Genomic DNA, 15205 nt, shown 5'->3' with positions numbered 1-15205 from the left:
CTCGCGCGGCATCGGCGTGATGGTTCGCCGTCGACTGATGCTGCTGATTCCGGTGTGCGGCGTCGTCTCGCTCGGTCTCTTCGCCGCCGCAGCGGTATCCCCGTTCGATCCACTCGTCGGCTACCTCGGAACCCGATACACGACGACGACAGAGGCGGACAAGGCATCGATGACGGCTGCCCTCGGCCTCGATCGGCCGTGGTTCGTCGCCTACTGGCAGTGGTTGCAGGGTGTCGTCACAGGAGACCTCGGGCAGTCGCGATCCTATGGACAACCGGTGAGTCAGGTTCTCGTCGAACGTATTCCGTGGACGATGTTGTTGGCGGGAGTCGCGCTGTCGGCTGCAGTTGCGATTGCCTTCACGGTCGGCATCGTTGCCGGCATCCGTGCCGGTGGCCGGTTGGACCGCCTCGTCGGCACTGCATGCATCACCGTCCAGGGGGTGCCGCCGTTCGTGTTCTCGCTCGCCGCGATCGCCGTGTTCTCGCTCGGTCTCGGGTGGTTGCCCGTGGCCGGAATCTCCGACGGTGGCAGCGATCCCACCGTCGGCGGAGTGCTCCGCCATCTACTGCTTCCTGCATCGGTTCTGGCCCTCTCACAGGTTCCGTGGCTGCTGCTGTCGGTTCGCGAGTCGATCGTCTCGGCACGAGGTGAGGACTTCGTGGCCGGTGCGGTAGCTCGCGGCATCCCCACCGCGCAGATCACTCGCCGACACATCGTGCCTGCCGCATCGGCCCCCTTCGTCAACGTCGTCGGAGTTCGGTTGCCCGAGTTGGTCGTCGGGGCAGTGCTGGTGGAAGAGATATTCGGGTGGCCGGGGGTCGCAGGAGCCGTCGTGCAGTCGGCGCGAGATCTGGACATGCCGTTGCTGGCCGTCCTGACTCTCGGGACCACCGTTGCCGTCATGCTCGGCTCGCTGCTCGCCGATGTACTGGTCGTGCGTCTCGATCCGAGGGTGCGCGCGGATGGCTAGGCGAACGGCAATCGCGGGCGGGTCCCTCGCCGCTCTGGCCGTGTACGCGATCTTCGTCCCCATCTTCGCGGGGGTGGACGATCGGGTCGTCGACTTCTCGTCGGCCAGGCTCGGCCCTTCGGCGCAGCATCCGTTCGGCACCGACTCGGCCGGCCGAGACCTGTTCGTGCGCAGTGCATCGGCCATCGGCACATCGTTGCTCGTCGCGGTGGCCTGCGCGGTACTGGCGACGGTCCTCGGCTGCGTCGTCGGTCTGGCCGCGGGGGTGTGGGGTGGGCGGGTCGATCGAATCGTCATGCGCAGCACCGACGCCGTCAACGCGTTGCCCCACCTGCTGCTCGGCATCGTGATCGTGGCGATGTTTCGCGGTAGCGTCGTCGCCATCGTGGCGTCGATCGCATTGACACACTGGACGCAGGTGGCTCGCATCGTGCGATCGGAGATCCTTCGGCTGCGCGAGCGCGCGTTCGTCGACGTGGCAATCGTGGCCGGAGCCAGTCGGTTTCACGTGGCGACTAGACACTTCGTTCCCGCCGTGTTGCCCCAGGCCATGATCGCCGTCGTCCTGTTGCTCCCACACGCGGTATGGCACGAATCGACGCTGTCCTTCCTGGGGTTCGGCCTGCCTCCGCACGAGCCGAGCCTGGGTACTCTGCTCGAGGAAGCCCGCAGTTCACTGCTGCTGGGGAGTTGGTGGACCTTGGTGTTCCCCGCCGCGATCCTGCTCGTCGCCACGCTGTCCGTAGCCGTACTGGGCTCGGCACTACGGGCGCGGGTGACGCCGGCGCGGCCGTCGGAGCTTCGCCTGTGACTCGTGGCCTCTCCGTCCGACGCCTGTCCGTCCGCATTCCGATCGGTCGACGGTGGGTGCACGCTGCCTCCGATGTCGATCTCGAGGTACCGGCCGGGACGGTGACCGCGCTGGTCGGCGAGTCGGGCTGTGGCAAGTCGATTCTCGCGGCGACGGTGATGGCGATGTTGCCGGTCGGGACCACCGTGAGCGGGTCGGTCGTGGTCACCACCGCGGAGCGAGAATTCGACGTGACGAGAGCGGCAGGGTTTCGGGGCAGAGACGTCGCGCTGATTCCCCAGTCCGCGGCAACGCATCTCACGCCCACCCGTACCGCCCGATCGCAACTCGACGAAACGATCGCCGCACACGGAGCCTCGTCCACGCCCGATCGGCTGGCGGAGCGGGTGGGGCTTGCTCCGGCACACCTCGATCGCTACCCGCATCAACTCTCCGGCGGAATGGCGCAGCGGGTCGCTCTCGCCGGAGCGCTGGCCGCGGATCCCACGGTGATCGTCGCAGACGAGCCCACCTCGAACCTCGACCGCGCCGCCGCCGACCACGTGCTCGCCCTGCTGCGGGCGGCCGCCGACGACGGCGCAGCCGTACTGCTGATCACCCACGACCTGTCGTCGTTGATCAGGACGAAAGTCGCCGACCGCATCGCCGTCATGTACGCCTCACGAATCATGGAAACGGGCCCTGCCGCGTCGGTGCTCGAGGAACCGCTGCACGAGTACACCCGGGACCTGCTGGGCGCGCTGCCGTCCCGAGGGATGACTCCACTACCGGGATCGCCGCCCGAGTTGACGGACCTACCCGACGAATGCGTCTACCACCTCCGCCGTCCACTGTCTTCACAGTCCGGTGGACCCACGGAAATGGTGACGGTCGGCGCGCGGTCGTACCGAACGAGAGTGCACCGATGAGCCTCGATGCGGTGGCCGTGAGCGCCGGCTACCCAGGTGGCTGTGATGTGTTGACGGAGGTCACCGTCTCTGTCGAGCCGGGAACGATCACGGGACTGACCGGCCCGTCCGGTAGCGGGAAGACAACCCTCGCGAGAGTGCTTGCGTTGCTGCAGAAACCCCACACCGGAACGGTGCTGCTCGACGGAACCGCCGTGCGAGGCGTCGGATATTCGGTACCCGCGAGCTCGCGTGCACGGATCGCGTTGCTGTTCCAGTCTCCGCGGCAGGCGACCGATCCACGGATGACCCTGCGATCGATCATCGAGCAACCGGGGGTCATCGCCGGGCGCACAGTCGATGTCGCAGATCTGGCAGAGCAGGTGGGTCTGACCGCCGATCTGCTGACCCGTCGGCCGCACCAGGTCAGCGATGGGCAACTGCAGCGCGCCTGTGTCGCACGGGCGTTGGCCCAACGGCCGCGCTATCTGATCTGCGACGAGGTGACGTCGATGCTCGACGCGGCGACGACGGCGTCGATTGCGAGGGTGCTGCAGCGTCAGGCCGTCGATTCGGGGGTCGGTGTCCTCGTGATCAGCCACGACGCGGATCTGTTGGACGCACTGTGCTCGTCGGTGCACCACCTGAGCTGAGAACGACCTGGAGTGCTCGCGGAAATGTGCGAGTCGGTTCGGTGTGCGAATCACTCGATCGGGGAGCAGAATCAGCCGAACCGGTTGATTCGAGAGTTTCTCTCCAGGTTGGGAGTCGCCTACATGACCTCGTCGAACAGACCTGCATCGAGTCTGCGATCGCAACTGCTTCGTAAGAAGCCGATCGTGGATCCGGACCAGCAGAGCAGTGGCGGACTGGAACGGACCATCGGCACCTTCCAACTGACGATGTTCGGCGTCGGTGCCACCATCGGTACCGGCATCTTCTTCGTCCTGTCGCTCGCGGTTCCCGAAGCCGGTCCCGCAGTGGTGCTCTCGTTCCTGGCCGCGGGTATCGCGGCCGGGCTCGCCGCCATCTGTTACGCCGAAATGGCATCGGCGGTGCCGGTTTCGGGCTCGACCTATTCCTACGCGTACGTGACGATGGGCGAGGTGGTCGCGATGGGCGTCGCCGCCTGCCTGTTGCTCGAGTACGGAGTGTCCAGCGCTGCCGTCGCCGTCGGGTGGAGCGGGTACCTCAACGAGCTGTTGAACAACCTCTTCGGCTTCACCATCCCGCATGCGTTGTCCGCTGCGCCCGGTGACGCCGACCCCGGCATCATGAATCTGCCTGCGGTTGTGCTGATCGTGCTGTGCGCAGTTCTGCTCATTCGCGGTGCGAGCGAGTCGGCGGCCGTCAATGCCGTCATGGTCGTCATCAAACTCGGTGTGCTGGCTCTGTTCGCGATCGTCGGGTTCACTGCCTTCGACTCCGGCAATTTCTCCGACTTCATGCCCTTGGGCGCAGCAGGTGTGACGGCTGCCGCGGGCACGATCTTCTTCTCGTTCATCGGACTCGACGCGGTGTCCACCGCGGGCGACGAGGTGAAAGATCCGCAGAAGACCATGCCGCGAGCCATCATTGCGGCACTGATCGTCGTCATCGTCTTCTATCTCGTCGTGGCCGTGGCCGCCCTGGGGACTCAGCCCTGGACCGACTTCGCCGGCCAGGAGGAAGCCGGGCTGGCGGAGATCCTGCGCAACGTGACCGGGCAAGCCTGGCCGGCAACGATTCTGGCCGCAGGTGCGGTCATCTCCATCTTCTCGGTGACCCTGGTGACGATGTACGGACAGACTCGAATCCTGTTCGCCATGGGTCGGGACGGTATGTTGCCCAAAGCTTTTGCCAAGGTCAGTCCTCGTACGCACACGCCGGTCAACAACACGATCGTCGTCGCCGTCGTGATCTCGATCCTCGCCGCGTTCATTCCGCTCGACAAGCTGGCGGACCTGGTGTCGATCGGCACCCTCGTCGCGTTCATCGTCGTGTCCATCGGAGTGATCGTGCTGCGCCGCTCGATGCCCGATCTCGAACGGCCGTTCAAGGTTCCGGGATACCCGGTGACTCCGGTGCTGTCGGTCCTCGCGTGCCTGTACATCCTGTCCGGACTGCACTGGACCACGTGGTTCTGGTTCGGACTCTGGCTCGCGGTGGTGTTGACGTTCTACTACTTCTGGGGTCGGCACCACTCGACGCTGCGTGGTGAAGAGCAGGGCGCACGATGAGCGTCCTGATCGCTTTCGCACCGGGGAAAGGCAGCGTCGGTGCCCTCGATCTCGGTGCCCAGCTCGCTCGGTCGACGGGCACCGACATCGATGTGGCGACGGTGGTTCCCAAGCCGTGGTCGACTCCGTCGATGGCACGGGTCGATGCGGAGTTCGCCGACTGGGCTGCGACGACCGCAGCCGAGTCGGAGGCGAAAGCGCGCCACTACCTCGAAGATCGAGCACCCGACATCGCCGCGTCGTTCCATCGATTCGCACACCGCTCGGTGTCGACGGCGTTGACCGAGGCGGCCGAGAGCATCTCGGCCTCGGTACTGGTTCTCGGGTCCTCGGGCGACGGCGCTCTGGGGCAGGTGGTCGTCGGGTCGACGGCAGACAAGCTGCTGCATTCGTCCCCGGTGACCGTGGCGCTCGCTCCTCGCGGCTATCGGATGCGCGAACGCGCCACTCTGACCCGGATCACGTGCGCGTTCTCCGGTGACAGCGAGGCCTCGCGCGTCGTGGGCCCGACCGCCGAACTCGCCCGCGACGCGGGCATTCCGCTCCGCCTCGCGTCGTTCGTCGTCCGCGGGGCGACGATGTATCCGCCCGAAGTCGGCCTACGCGTCGAGGACGACGTCGCCACCGAACTCGCCGTCGGGTTGAGCGAGGCCTTGACCGCAGCGATGGACGACGCAGTCGCAGTAGGGCTTCCGGTCGAACAGGTGACAACCGAACTGGCCATGGCAAGTAGCTGGCGCGAGGCTCTCGACGAAGTTCACTGGCAGGACGGCGAAGTGCTGGCCATCGGATCGTCCGGGCCACTGGGGCCGATAGCCCGAGTGTTCCTCGGGTCGCGGGCGACCAAGATCATCCGGCACTCACCGGTGCCGATCCTGGTGCTGCCACGGCGGTGAGATGCGGGCGAGTCATCGGTTGAGGGCCAGCACCGACAACAGCTCGTAGGCAACATGTGCCGCCGCGATTCCGGTGATCTCGGCGTGATCGTAGGCGGGTGCCACCTCGACGATGTCGGCACCGACCACGTTCAGGCCGACGAGTCCGCGCAGGGTGTTGAGCAACTCTCGGGACGTCATGCCACCGGCCTCGGGAGTGCCGGTACCCGGCGCATGTGCCGGGTCGAGAACGTCGATGTCGACCGAGACGTAGACCGGGCCGCCGTCGAGACGTCGGCGCATCCGTTCGACGATGCTGGCCACGCCGTCGACCTCGTAGTCGTCGGACCGAATCACCTGGAAGCCGAGCACACGATCGTCCTCGAGGTCCTGCTCGCTGTAGAGCGGGCCGCGAATGCCGATGTGCTGTGAGCGTTCCAGATCGATCAGACCCTCTTCGCTCGCTCGTCGGAACGGGGTGCCGTGTGTGTAGGGAGCACCGAAGTACGTGTCCCACGTGTCGAGGTGCGCGTCGAAGTGCAGCACCGCGATCGGCCCGTGATCGCGCGCGAGCGAACGCAGGATCGGTAGTGCGATGGTGTGGTCGCCGCCGAGGGTGAGAACCGACGAACCGTCGGCGCGCAGGTCCGTCACCGCGTCGTGCACCGTGGTCAGTGCCTCGGTGATGTCGAATGGATTGACGCCGATGTCACCGAAATCCGCCACCTGTTGGCGGGCGAAGGGAGAGACCTGCAGCGCTGGGTTGTAGGGCCGCAACAGTTTCGACGCTGCCCTGATGTGTCCCGGGCCGAAGCGTGCGCCGGGCCGGTAGCTCACTCCGGAATCGAACGGGACGCCGAGGATGGTCACGTCGGCGCGAGACACCTCGTCGAGCCTGGGCAGCCGTGCGAAGGTGGTCGGCTCGGCGTACCGGGGCACCTTCGTGGCGTCGACCGGGCCGATCGGTCCGTGCTCGGGATTGCTCGGGTTCATCGAGAATTCCTTCCGAAGTCGAGGTGACCGGTCACCGTGGGGTCGACCATGTCGCCCGCCAAGCGTTACGCTGATGCCCGGACTTGTCAACACGTGTTTCCTGAAAGGTGGAACGGTGTCGGTAGCTACCGCGGTCGTCGGTGATGCGCCGCGTATCGGTGCGCGGCTCAAGGAGGCGCGGCAGAAGAAGCGACTGACTCTCGATGCACTCGCCGACACCTGTGGAGTGACCAAGGGGTATCTGTCCAAGCTCGAACGCGACCAGGTCAATGCGTCGGTGGCGTCGCTGGTCAAGGTCTGTGCCGCTTTGGAGCTTCCGGTCGGCTCCCTGTTCGACGACGCCCCGTCCGGCGAGGTGGTTCGGGCACAGTCGTTGCCGCGCATCATGTTCGGCGGAGAGTCGATGACCGAGTACCTGCTGACACCGGTGGGGGAGCGTCGGGTGCAGGTGCTGCTGAGCCGCATCGACGCCGGCGGCGGGAGTGGAGCCGAGGCGTACAGCCTCCCGCTCGACGTCACGTTCGTACACGTGATCACGGGTGAGTTGCGGGTGAGCTTCGAGGCCGAAGCGGACGGTACGTTCGCGGGCGACGAGGTGCTGCTCGGTCCTGGAGATGCGTTCACCTTCTCGCCGCGTCGCAGGCACAGTTTTCGAGCCGAAGGCAGGGGCGGTGCTCAGGTCCTGTGGGTGTTGGCACCCGCACTGCCCGAGGAGTTGCCGACGAGGAAACAGGAGTTGCCGCAATGACCGTCACCGTGTCGCTGTTCCAAGGGCCGGAGAACGCCGGCGATGTCGACGCGAACCTCGCCGCACTCGACGACGCAGCGAGGAGCGCGGCCGCGGCCGGCGCGTCCATCCTGGTGACTCCGGAGATGTCGGTCAGCGGGTACGACATCGGCGATCTGGTGCTCGAACGAGCCGAACCGTTCGACGGTCCGATCTTCGAGAAGGTGTCCGCAATTGCTCGATCTCGCCGCGTCGCAATCGTCTACGGATATCCCGAACGCAGTCATTCGAAGCTCGGTGGCGAGGCGGTGTTCAATGCGGTGCAGGTGGTCGATGCATCCGGTCGGTCGGTGGCGCGCTACCGCAAGACCCACCTGTTCGGTGAACTCGATCGCGCTCACTTCACTCCCGGGCCGGAACTGTTGGTGCAGTTCGACTTCGGTGGACTGCGGTGCGGCCTGCTCACCTGCTACGACGTCGAATTTCCGGAAACCGTTCGCGCGCACGCCGACGCCGGAACGCAGTGGCTCATCGTCCCGACCGGCCTGATGACCCCGTTCGAGATCATCGCAACCCACGTCGTCCCGACTCGGGCGTACGAGAGCCAGCTGTTCCTCACCTACGTCAACCGCTGTGGCACGGAGACGAGTCTGACCTACTGCGGACTGACCTGCGCCGTCGCGCCGGGAGGCACCGACCTCGCGCGTGCAGGCGCGCACGAACAGTTGCTGACGGTGGATCTGGATCCGGCCGGACTCCAACGATCACGCGCCGTCAACACCCACCTGGCCGATCGCCGAACCGACCTCTACCCGACAGGACCCTCGCGGGCCGAGCAGGAGACCGACCGATGACCACACCCGTCACCCCGGACAGCGCAATCGAATCCGAGGACGATCAGCCGCTCACGATGTTCGGTCCGGACTTCCCGTTCGCCTACGACGATTACCTGGCGCACCCGGCCGGCCTCGGCAGCGTTCCCGACGCTGCCCTCGGTACCGAGGTCGCGGTGATCGGGGGTGGTCTCGCGGGTATGGTCGTTGCGCGCGAGCTGCTCGAACTCGGGTTGAAACCCGTTGTGTACGAGTCCGATCGGATCGGCGGGCGCATGCGTTCGGTGCCGTTCGACGGGCACCCGGGTGTGGTGGCCGAGATGGGCGCGATGCGGTTTCCACCGTCGTCTACCGCGCTGTTCCACTACCTCGACGCCGTCGGGCTCGAAACGACGCCGTTTCCGAACCCGCTGGCCGAGGTGACCCCGAGTACGGTGATCGATCTGAAGGGCGAGAGTCACTACGCGCAGAAACTCGACGACCTTCCGCCGATCTTCGCCGAGGTGGCCGAGGCGTGGAACAGGACGCTCGAGGATCACGCCGAACTGATTCCCCTGCAACGTGCCATCCGCAGGCGGGACGTGGAGACGATCAAGCGAATCTGGAACGAGCTGATCGTGAAGTTCGACGATCAGACCTTCTACGGATTTCTCGCTGCGTCCGAGCACTTCTCGTCGTTCCGAATGCGAGAGTTGTTCGGCCAGGTCGGCTTCGGAACGGGCGGATGGGACACCGATTATCCCAACTCCATTCTCGAGATCCTTCGTGTCGTCATCACCGCAGCGGACGATCACCATCGCGGAATCGTCGGCGGATCACAGCAACTGCCGCTGCGGCTGTGGACCGACCCGCCCGCGACCATGGCGCACTGGCCCGCGGGTACCTCGGTGGCCTCGCTGAACGGCGGCACCACGATGTCGCGGGTCACCGAGATCAGGCGCACCGACGGCGGCACCACGATCCACGACGACCGCGGCAACATCCGCACCTACGCTGCCGCCGTGGTGACCGCACAGAGTTGGATGTTGCTCAGCAACATCAGATGTGACGACGATCTGTTCCCCATCGACCACTGGACCGCCATCGAACGCACTCACTACATGGGGTCGACCAAAGTGTTCGCACTCGTCGATCGGCCGTTCTGGAAGGACAAGGATCCGGTCACCGGGCGAGACCTGGTCAGCATGACGCTGACCGATCGAATGAGTCGCGGCACCTACCTACTCGACCAGGGCGAGGGCAAGCCCGGGCTGATCTGCCTGTCCTACACGTGGTCCGACGATTCGCTCAAGTTGCTGGCCCTCGACCCGACCGAGCGCATGAACATCATGCTGCGCTCACTGGAGGAGATCTATCCCGGCGTCGACTTCCGCAGCCACATCATCTCGACCCCGGTGACGCTGTCCTGGGAAACCGAACGCGATTTCATGGGTGCCTTCAAAGCCAATCTGCCGGGCCACTACCGCTACCAGGAAAGACTGTTCACCCACTTCGTCCAGCACCAGCTCGACCCCAGGCACCGAGGAATCTTTCTTGCCGGTGACGACATCTCGTGGACCGCGGGCTGGGCCGAGGGTGCCATCCACACCGCGCTGAATGCGGTGTGGGGCGTCGTGCATCACTTGGGCGGTTCGTCGGCAGAAGGCAACCCGGGACCGGGCGATGTGTTCGAGTCGATTGCTCCGCTTCGGTTGGACGACTGACCTTTCGGGGCCAGCGACCTGGGTGTGCGCTCGTCGAACACGAACAGTGCCAGAGCGATGGTCAGCATCAGGGCAACCACCCAGATCGCCCGTAGCCCGAACAGCTCGACCGCGACTGCGCCGAGCAGCGCCCCGCCGAAGAATCCCGAGATCACTGCGCCGAACCGTCGGGCGCGGGTGCCGGCCTCCAGATCGTGTTCGACCACTCGATGGAATGCAGCCATCGCCATACTGCGGAGATTGCCTGTCGTCATGGTGGTGTTGAACGGCGAATCCACCAGCACGCGAAAGGTGGTCACCTGCACGCCTGCAACGTGAGCGAGGATCACCGAGACCACCGCATCGGGCACGGTCGCCGGCAGAAATCCGACGACGAGGACCACGAGGATCTCGAACACCAGCACTGCCCGCACCGGTCGTCGCACGATCTTCGCAACCGCGGGCAGCGCGATGAACTCCGCGGTCGCGACGCCCAGGACGAAGGCCGCCAACGGGGGTAGGAACGCCAGTGCCTCGACCCAGCGGCCGCCGGCGACATCGACGCCGAGCAGCACCACGTTGCCGGTCTGCGCGCCGGCGAACACTCCGCCACGGGTGATGTAGGTGTACGCGTCGAGGAATCCACCGACTGCCGCCAGCAGTACTCCGAGCCGAACCGACTTCGCAGTGGCGACGGCGGTATGGGGTTCGGGACGAGGCGTGGTCATCGGGAAATCCTGACACGAAGGCCGATATTCACGTTGTCGCGGCAAGCAGCGAGAGCAACAATTCGGCTCGCACCCGCGCCGACGTCAGATCCACCGCGAGCAATTCCTCGCACCGCGTGATCCGGTTTCTCAGCGTGTGACGATGAACCGACAGGTGTGCCGCAGCGGTTTCCCAATGCCCGTTCGCCTCGAGGAAAGCCCGAAGTGATCCCACCAGATCGGCGGAATGGGTGCGGTCGTACTCGGCCAGTACCGCGATGGTCACTGCAGCCATGGCGCGCAACGACTCCTGTACCGGTTCGGAGGCCAGCAGCATCGATCCGGTGAATTCGACGATCCGGTCGTGGGGACCCGCCGCCGCGCAGGCGAGTGTGGCTTGCCGCAGCGCCGCAGGTGACTCGTCGATGTGCAGCCGGGAACTGATGCCTGCACACGTCGACCGCGGTAGTGATTCGACGAGGTGAGCAACGAACCGGGTGTCGTCGGAGCCGCGCAGCAGCAGTTCGCAGCCGGTGTCGGTGCGACGGGCGTAGGTCGGCCGCGCGCGGAGCCGGCACTCGGCATCGACTGCTTCGGCGATGCGTTCGGACGGTCCGCGGATCACCGCAACCCTGATGTGGGAGTCGTCGTCGGCAGCATCGGCGAGATAGCTCGGTAGGGCCGTGTCGTCGGTGGGCGGGAGGTGCCCGTCGAGCAACAACCCGAGTGCGAGGGTGTTGAGCCTGGACTGCTCCGCGCGCAGTCGTGCCGGCTTCTCGAGGTCGAGCGTCACCAGTGATACCGCGTGTCCCAGCAGGATCTGCTCGACCCCGGTCATCGGCCCTGTGGTGCGAATGGCCAGGAAAGTCGGAGCGCCACCGGTGATCGCAACCGCATGCAGGGTCACTGTGCGCCCCGGTTCGCTCGCCGACACGGTGGCGGGAGAGGACGACGGCCGGATACTGCGGGCGATCTCGCGGGCCTGCTCGACGAGGTCGGAAGCGTCTGCGGGATGAAACGGCTCGGTGCGCCGGCCGATCAGCGCCACCGATGTCGACGTGGCAACGGCGAGCTCACGGACGATCGCGTTCACGCCACCGTGCAGTGCTGCCCGAGTGATGCGGTTCTGCACGGACGCCGCGCGGACGACCTGCTCGTACTCCTGCTCGGAGATTCTCTTCATGACCGCGCGAATGACGGCGGCGAAGGGAATGTCGTAGGGGACTTCCACGACGGGTAGGCCCACGTCCTCTGCCGCATCGAGAATGTGCTGGGGAATCGTGCTGTGCGACAGACCGATTCCGAATCCGAGGCAGGCGACGCCCGCGGCGGCGAGGGTTCGGACGTAGGTGCCGAGAGCTGGGCCGTCGGAGTCGAACCCGAGCCCGGTCGTCAGAATCAGCTCACCGCCGGACAGCCACGGGCTGGGGTCGGTGAGCTCGGTCGCCTGCGCGAAGGTGATGGGTACGGCGCTGCGTTCGGGTCCTCCGCGGTGACTCAGTCGAAGGTGTCGTTGCCTCAGCAGCCAGGACATCTGCACGCTCACCTGTCGAACTGTAAACCCCGGGTCGACGAAATGGAGTGCAACCTGCCCATCGAATGGACGAATTGGCAGCAGGCCTGGGCGGTCGACCGGTCGCATACTTGCTGGACCAGCCCACACGAAAGGTGCGACCATGGCCTCGATCGAGTACCGACTTCCGCAGGAGCGCAAGATCGTCACCGCCTTCCCCGGGCCGAAGTCGGCGGCGTTGGCGCAGCGCCGCAAGGCCGTCGTCGGTGCAGGCGTGGCGTCGACGTTGCCGGTGTACGTGGCCGACGCGGACGGTGGCGTCGTGGTCGATGTCGACGGGAATTCGCTGATCGACCTCGGGGCCGGAATCGCCGTGACGACAGTCGGTGCATCCAATCCGGCAGTCGTTGCTGCAGTGCAGGATCAGGTCGCACACTTCACCCACACGTGTTTCATGATCGCGCCGTACGAGGGTTACATCGAGGTCGCCGAGAAGCTGGCCGAGTTGACGCCGGGCGATCACGACAAGCGCAGCGTTCTGTTCAACAGTGGTGCCGAGGCCGTCGAGAACGCGGTCAAGATCGCACGTCACGCCACCGGGCGGTCGGCTGTCGTCGTGTTCGACCACGCGTACCACGGTCGTACCAATCTGACGATGGCGCTGACGTCCAAGTCGATGCCGTACAAGAGTGGGTTCGGGCCGTTCGCTCCCGAGGTCTATCGAGCGCCGATGTCGTATCCGTTCAGGGAGGGCCTGAACGCCGACGGTTCCGCGGTGACCGGTGCCCAGGCTGCGGCCCGGGCGATCTCCGTCATCGAGAAGCAGGTCGGCGCGGGTAATCTGGCGGCCATCCTGATCGAGCCGATCCAGGGCGAGGGCGGCTTCATCGTGCCCGCAGAAGGATTCCTCCCGGCACTGGCGGACTGGGCACGCGAGAACGGCGTCGTGTTCATCGCAGACGAGGTGCAGGCCGGATTCACCCGCACCGGTGCGTGGTTCGCGAGCGAACACGAGGGCATCGTGCCGGATCTGATCACCATGGCGAAAGGTATCGCAGGAGGTATGCCGCTGGCCGCGGTCACCGGCCGTGCCGATCTGATCGACGCCGTGCACCCCGGTGGACTCGGTGGCACCTACGGCGGCAACCCCGTCGCCTGCGCCGCGGCACTGGCGTCCATCGAGCAGATGGAGACACTCGACCTCAATGCACGCGCCCGCGACATCGAACGCATCGTGTTCGAGCGACTGAATGCGCTGCGTACCGAGATCGGCATCATCGGTGAGGTGCGTGGTCGCGGAGCCATGCTTGCGATCGAACTCGTCCTGCCGGGTGGGCGTGAGCCCAACCCGGAGGCCACCAAAGCCGTTGCGGCGGCGGCACTCGAGGCCGGGGTGATAGTGCTGACGTGCGGCACCTACGGCAATGTCATCCGGTTGCTGCCGCCACTGGTGATCTCCGACGACTTGCTGAGCGAGGCGCTCACCGTCCTCGAAGATGCGCTTCGCGCTGTCGCACAGGGGAACTGACATGTCGGCTTCCGCCCTGATCTCCTCGCTGCCCACCGATCTGTGGCTCGGCGGCGTGCAGGCGACCTCTGCGTCGGGTGCACGATTCGCCGTGCTGAACCCGGCGACCGGCGAGGAGTTGACCACCGTCGCCGACGCGACCGCGGCCGATGGCATCACCGCGCTCGACCGTGCCGCCGAGGCGCAACCGGGATGGGCGGCAACGCCCGCTCGTGAGCGAGCCGAGATTCTGCGGCGCGCCTTCGACCTGCTGCAGGAGCGTGCTGCCGACTTCGCTCTGCTGATGACCCTCGAAATGGGAAAGTCGTTGGCGGAAAGCCACGGTGAGGTGAAGTACGGCAGCGAATTCCTACGCTGGTTCGGTGAGGAAGCCGTCCGAATCGGTGGACGGTTCACCCCCGCCCCTGCGGGTAACGGCTCGATCCTGGTCACCAAGTCGCCGGTCGGCCCGGTCCTGGCGATCACCCCGTGGAACTTTCCGCTGGCCATGGGCACACGCAAGATCGGCCCGGCACTGGCGGCGGGCTGCACCGTCATCGTCAAACCGGCCGAGGACACCCCACTGACGATGCTTTTGCTCGGACAGGTGTTCGCCGACGCAGGGTTGCCGAGTGGTGTGTTGTCGATGCTTCCCACCTCCGACGCCGCCTCCGTCACCGGCCCGTTGATGGACGATCCGAGGCTGCGGAAGATCACGTTCACCGGATCGACCGGAGTCGGAAAGCTGTTGGTGCGCAACGCAGCAGATCGACTGCTGCGGACGTCGATGGAACTCGGTGGCAATGCTCCCTTCATCGTGTTCGACGACGCAGACATCGACGCCGCTGTCGACGGAGCGATGCTGGCCAAGATGCGCAACGGCGGCGAGGCCTGCACGGCGGCCAACCGCCTGTACGTCGCGAACTCCGTGCGTGAGGAATTCACCGCGAAGTTGACCGCGCGGATCGAGGCACTGACGGTCGGTCCGGGTGACCGCGAGGGCACCGACATCGGGCCGCTCATCAACGACAAACAGCGTCGAACTGTCACCGCCCTCGTCGACGACGCCGTCGCGAAGGGAGCACGGGTGCGCACCGGCGGAGCTGCACCCGAGGGGCCCGGATTCTTCTACGCGCCGACGGTTCTCGACAGCATCCCGGCCGACGCGAATCTGTTGCAGGACGAGATCTTCGGCCCGGTCGCAGCGATCGTCGGATTCGACACCGAGGACGAGGCCGTGGCCGCAGCCAACGACACCAGGTACGGGTTGGTGGCGTACTTCTACACCGAGAGCCTCGACCGAGCCCTTCGGGTGTCGGCGGCTCTGGACACCGGCATGGTCGGCGTCAATCGCGGTGCGATCTCCGACGCCGCAGCCCCGTTCGGTGGTGTCAAGGAATCGGGCTTCGGACGCGAGGGCGGGTCGGAGGGTATCGAGGAATACCTCGATACCAAGTACATCGCGCTCAGGTAGCGGT

General features: G+C 66.0%; 14 protein-coding genes. 11 read left to right on the top strand and 3 right to left on the bottom strand.

The features are described from left to right. The first annotated feature begins 19 nt into the window (after window positions 1-19). The 6 genes from CH295_RS01710 to CH295_RS01685 all read left to right on the top strand — a co-directional run bounded on the left by CH295_RS01710 (window position 20) and on the right by CH295_RS01685 (window position 5786). Window positions 20-973, top strand: a complete 954-nt coding sequence (locus tag CH295_RS01710; protein ID WP_094739613.1) for an ABC transporter permease — start codon at window positions 20-22, stop codon at window positions 971-973. Next, window positions 966-1784 (top strand): ABC transporter permease, encoded by an 819-nt coding sequence (locus CH295_RS01705; protein ID WP_094739567.1) that lies wholly within the window; start codon window positions 966-968, stop codon window positions 1782-1784. Before CH295_RS01710 ends, CH295_RS01705 begins: the two co-directional genes overlap by 8 nt. Then, window positions 1781-2692 (top strand): ABC transporter ATP-binding protein, encoded by a 912-nt coding sequence (locus tag CH295_RS01700; RefSeq protein WP_094739566.1) that lies wholly within the window; start codon window positions 1781-1783, stop codon window positions 2690-2692. The genes CH295_RS01705 and CH295_RS01700 overlap by 4 nt, the downstream gene beginning before the upstream one ends. Next, the gene (locus CH295_RS01695; RefSeq protein ID WP_094739565.1) at window positions 2689-3324 is read left to right on the top strand and encodes an ABC transporter ATP-binding protein; all 636 of its coding nucleotides are present in this window, start codon (window positions 2689-2691) and stop codon (window positions 3322-3324) included. The genes CH295_RS01700 and CH295_RS01695 overlap by 4 nt, the downstream gene beginning before the upstream one ends. 123 nt (window positions 3325-3447) lie before the next feature. After that, complete coding sequence (locus tag CH295_RS01690; RefSeq protein ID WP_094633789.1) at window positions 3448-4890, top strand: amino acid permease; 1443 nt, start codon at window positions 3448-3450, stop codon at window positions 4888-4890. Then, window positions 4887-5786, top strand: a complete 900-nt coding sequence (locus CH295_RS01685; protein ID WP_094739564.1) for a universal stress protein — start codon at window positions 4887-4889, stop codon at window positions 5784-5786. The genes CH295_RS01690 and CH295_RS01685 overlap by 4 nt, the downstream gene beginning before the upstream one ends. A gap of 12 nt (window positions 5787-5798) precedes the next feature. On the opposite strand, the gene speB is transcribed toward CH295_RS01685, so the two are convergent. After that, window positions 5799-6758 carry an agmatinase gene (gene speB / locus CH295_RS01680; protein WP_037190678.1) on the bottom strand — a complete coding sequence of 320 codons (960 nt, stop codon included), beginning with the start codon at window positions 6756-6758 and terminating at the stop codon, window positions 5799-5801. A gap of 115 nt (window positions 6759-6873) precedes the next feature. Between speB and CH295_RS01675 the strand changes: the two genes are divergently transcribed. From CH295_RS01675 to CH295_RS01665, 3 genes are read left to right on the top strand one after another with little or no spacing between them, the layout of a single operon-like run. Beyond that, a complete protein-coding gene (locus tag CH295_RS01675; RefSeq protein ID WP_037190689.1) occupies window positions 6874-7506 on the top strand; it encodes a helix-turn-helix domain-containing protein in 633 nt (210 codons plus the stop codon). Next, on the top strand, window positions 7503-8339 hold the full coding sequence (locus tag CH295_RS01670) for a carbon-nitrogen hydrolase family protein (RefSeq protein WP_094739562.1): 837 nt from the start codon (window positions 7503-7505) through the stop codon (window positions 8337-8339). The genes CH295_RS01675 and CH295_RS01670 overlap by 4 nt, the downstream gene beginning before the upstream one ends. Continuing rightward, window positions 8336-10021 (top strand): flavin monoamine oxidase family protein, encoded by a 1686-nt coding sequence (locus CH295_RS01665; RefSeq protein WP_094739561.1) that lies wholly within the window; start codon window positions 8336-8338, stop codon window positions 10019-10021. The genes CH295_RS01670 and CH295_RS01665 overlap by 4 nt, the downstream gene beginning before the upstream one ends. Here CH295_RS01665 and CH295_RS01660 read toward each other — a convergent pair. Both CH295_RS01660 and CH295_RS01655 read right to left on the bottom strand, forming a co-directional pair. Continuing rightward, window positions 9937-10728: a YoaK family protein gene (locus CH295_RS01660; RefSeq protein WP_094739560.1), complete on the bottom strand. Its 792-nt coding sequence runs from the start codon at window positions 10726-10728 to the stop codon at window positions 9937-9939. The genes CH295_RS01665 and CH295_RS01660 overlap by 85 nt on opposite strands. Window positions 10729-10756: 28 nt before the next feature. After that, a complete protein-coding gene (locus tag CH295_RS01655) occupies window positions 10757-12253 on the bottom strand; it encodes a PucR family transcriptional regulator (protein WP_094739559.1) in 1497 nt (498 codons plus the stop codon). A gap of 130 nt (window positions 12254-12383) precedes the next feature. On the opposite strand from CH295_RS01655, the gene gabT reads away from it, so the two are divergent. After that, on the top strand, window positions 12384-13748 hold the full coding sequence (gabT, locus tag CH295_RS01650; RefSeq protein ID WP_094739558.1) for a 4-aminobutyrate--2-oxoglutarate transaminase: 1365 nt from the start codon (window positions 12384-12386) through the stop codon (window positions 13746-13748). A gap of 1 nt (window position 13749) precedes the next feature. Next, entirely contained in the window at window positions 13750-15201 is a 1452-nt protein-coding gene (locus CH295_RS01645) for an NAD-dependent succinate-semialdehyde dehydrogenase (protein WP_094739557.1), read from the top strand. Window positions 15202-15205: the final 4 nt, after the last annotated feature.

Source organism: Rhodococcus sp. 14-2483-1-2 (genome assembly GCF_002259405.1).
Classification (GTDB): Bacteria; Actinomycetota; Actinomycetes; order Mycobacteriales; family Mycobacteriaceae; genus Rhodococcoides.
Note: the sequence above shows the minus strand (reverse complement) of the source record. Positions and strands in the feature narration are given on the sequence as shown.

Excerpts from the sequence above, each read along its gene's own strand:
- CH295_RS01685 (WP_094739564.1), top strand. The coding sequence starts at position 4,887 with ATGAGCGTCCTGATCGCTTTCGCACCGGGGAAAGGCAGCGTCGGTGCC.
- speB (WP_037190678.1), bottom strand. The coding sequence starts at position 6,758 with ATGAACCCGAGCAATCCCGAGCACGGACCGATCGGCCCGGTCGACGCC.
- CH295_RS01710 (WP_094739613.1), top strand. The coding sequence starts at position 20 with ATGGTTCGCCGTCGACTGATGCTGCTGATTCCGGTGTGCGGCGTCGTC.
- CH295_RS01660 (WP_094739560.1), bottom strand. The coding sequence starts at position 10,728 with ATGACCACGCCTCGTCCCGAACCCCATACCGCCGTCGCCACTGCGAAG.
- CH295_RS01665 (WP_094739561.1), top strand. The coding sequence starts at position 8,336 with ATGACCACACCCGTCACCCCGGACAGCGCAATCGAATCCGAGGACGAT.
- CH295_RS01695 (WP_094739565.1), top strand. The coding sequence starts at position 2,689 with ATGAGCCTCGATGCGGTGGCCGTGAGCGCCGGCTACCCAGGTGGCTGT.
- CH295_RS01690 (WP_094633789.1), top strand. The coding sequence starts at position 3,448 with ATGACCTCGTCGAACAGACCTGCATCGAGTCTGCGATCGCAACTGCTT.
- gabT (WP_094739558.1), top strand. The coding sequence starts at position 12,384 with ATGGCCTCGATCGAGTACCGACTTCCGCAGGAGCGCAAGATCGTCACC.
- CH295_RS01670 (WP_094739562.1), top strand. The coding sequence starts at position 7,503 with ATGACCGTCACCGTGTCGCTGTTCCAAGGGCCGGAGAACGCCGGCGAT.
- CH295_RS01705 (WP_094739567.1), top strand. The coding sequence starts at position 966 with ATGGCTAGGCGAACGGCAATCGCGGGCGGGTCCCTCGCCGCTCTGGCC.
- CH295_RS01645 (WP_094739557.1), top strand. The coding sequence starts at position 13,750 with ATGTCGGCTTCCGCCCTGATCTCCTCGCTGCCCACCGATCTGTGGCTC.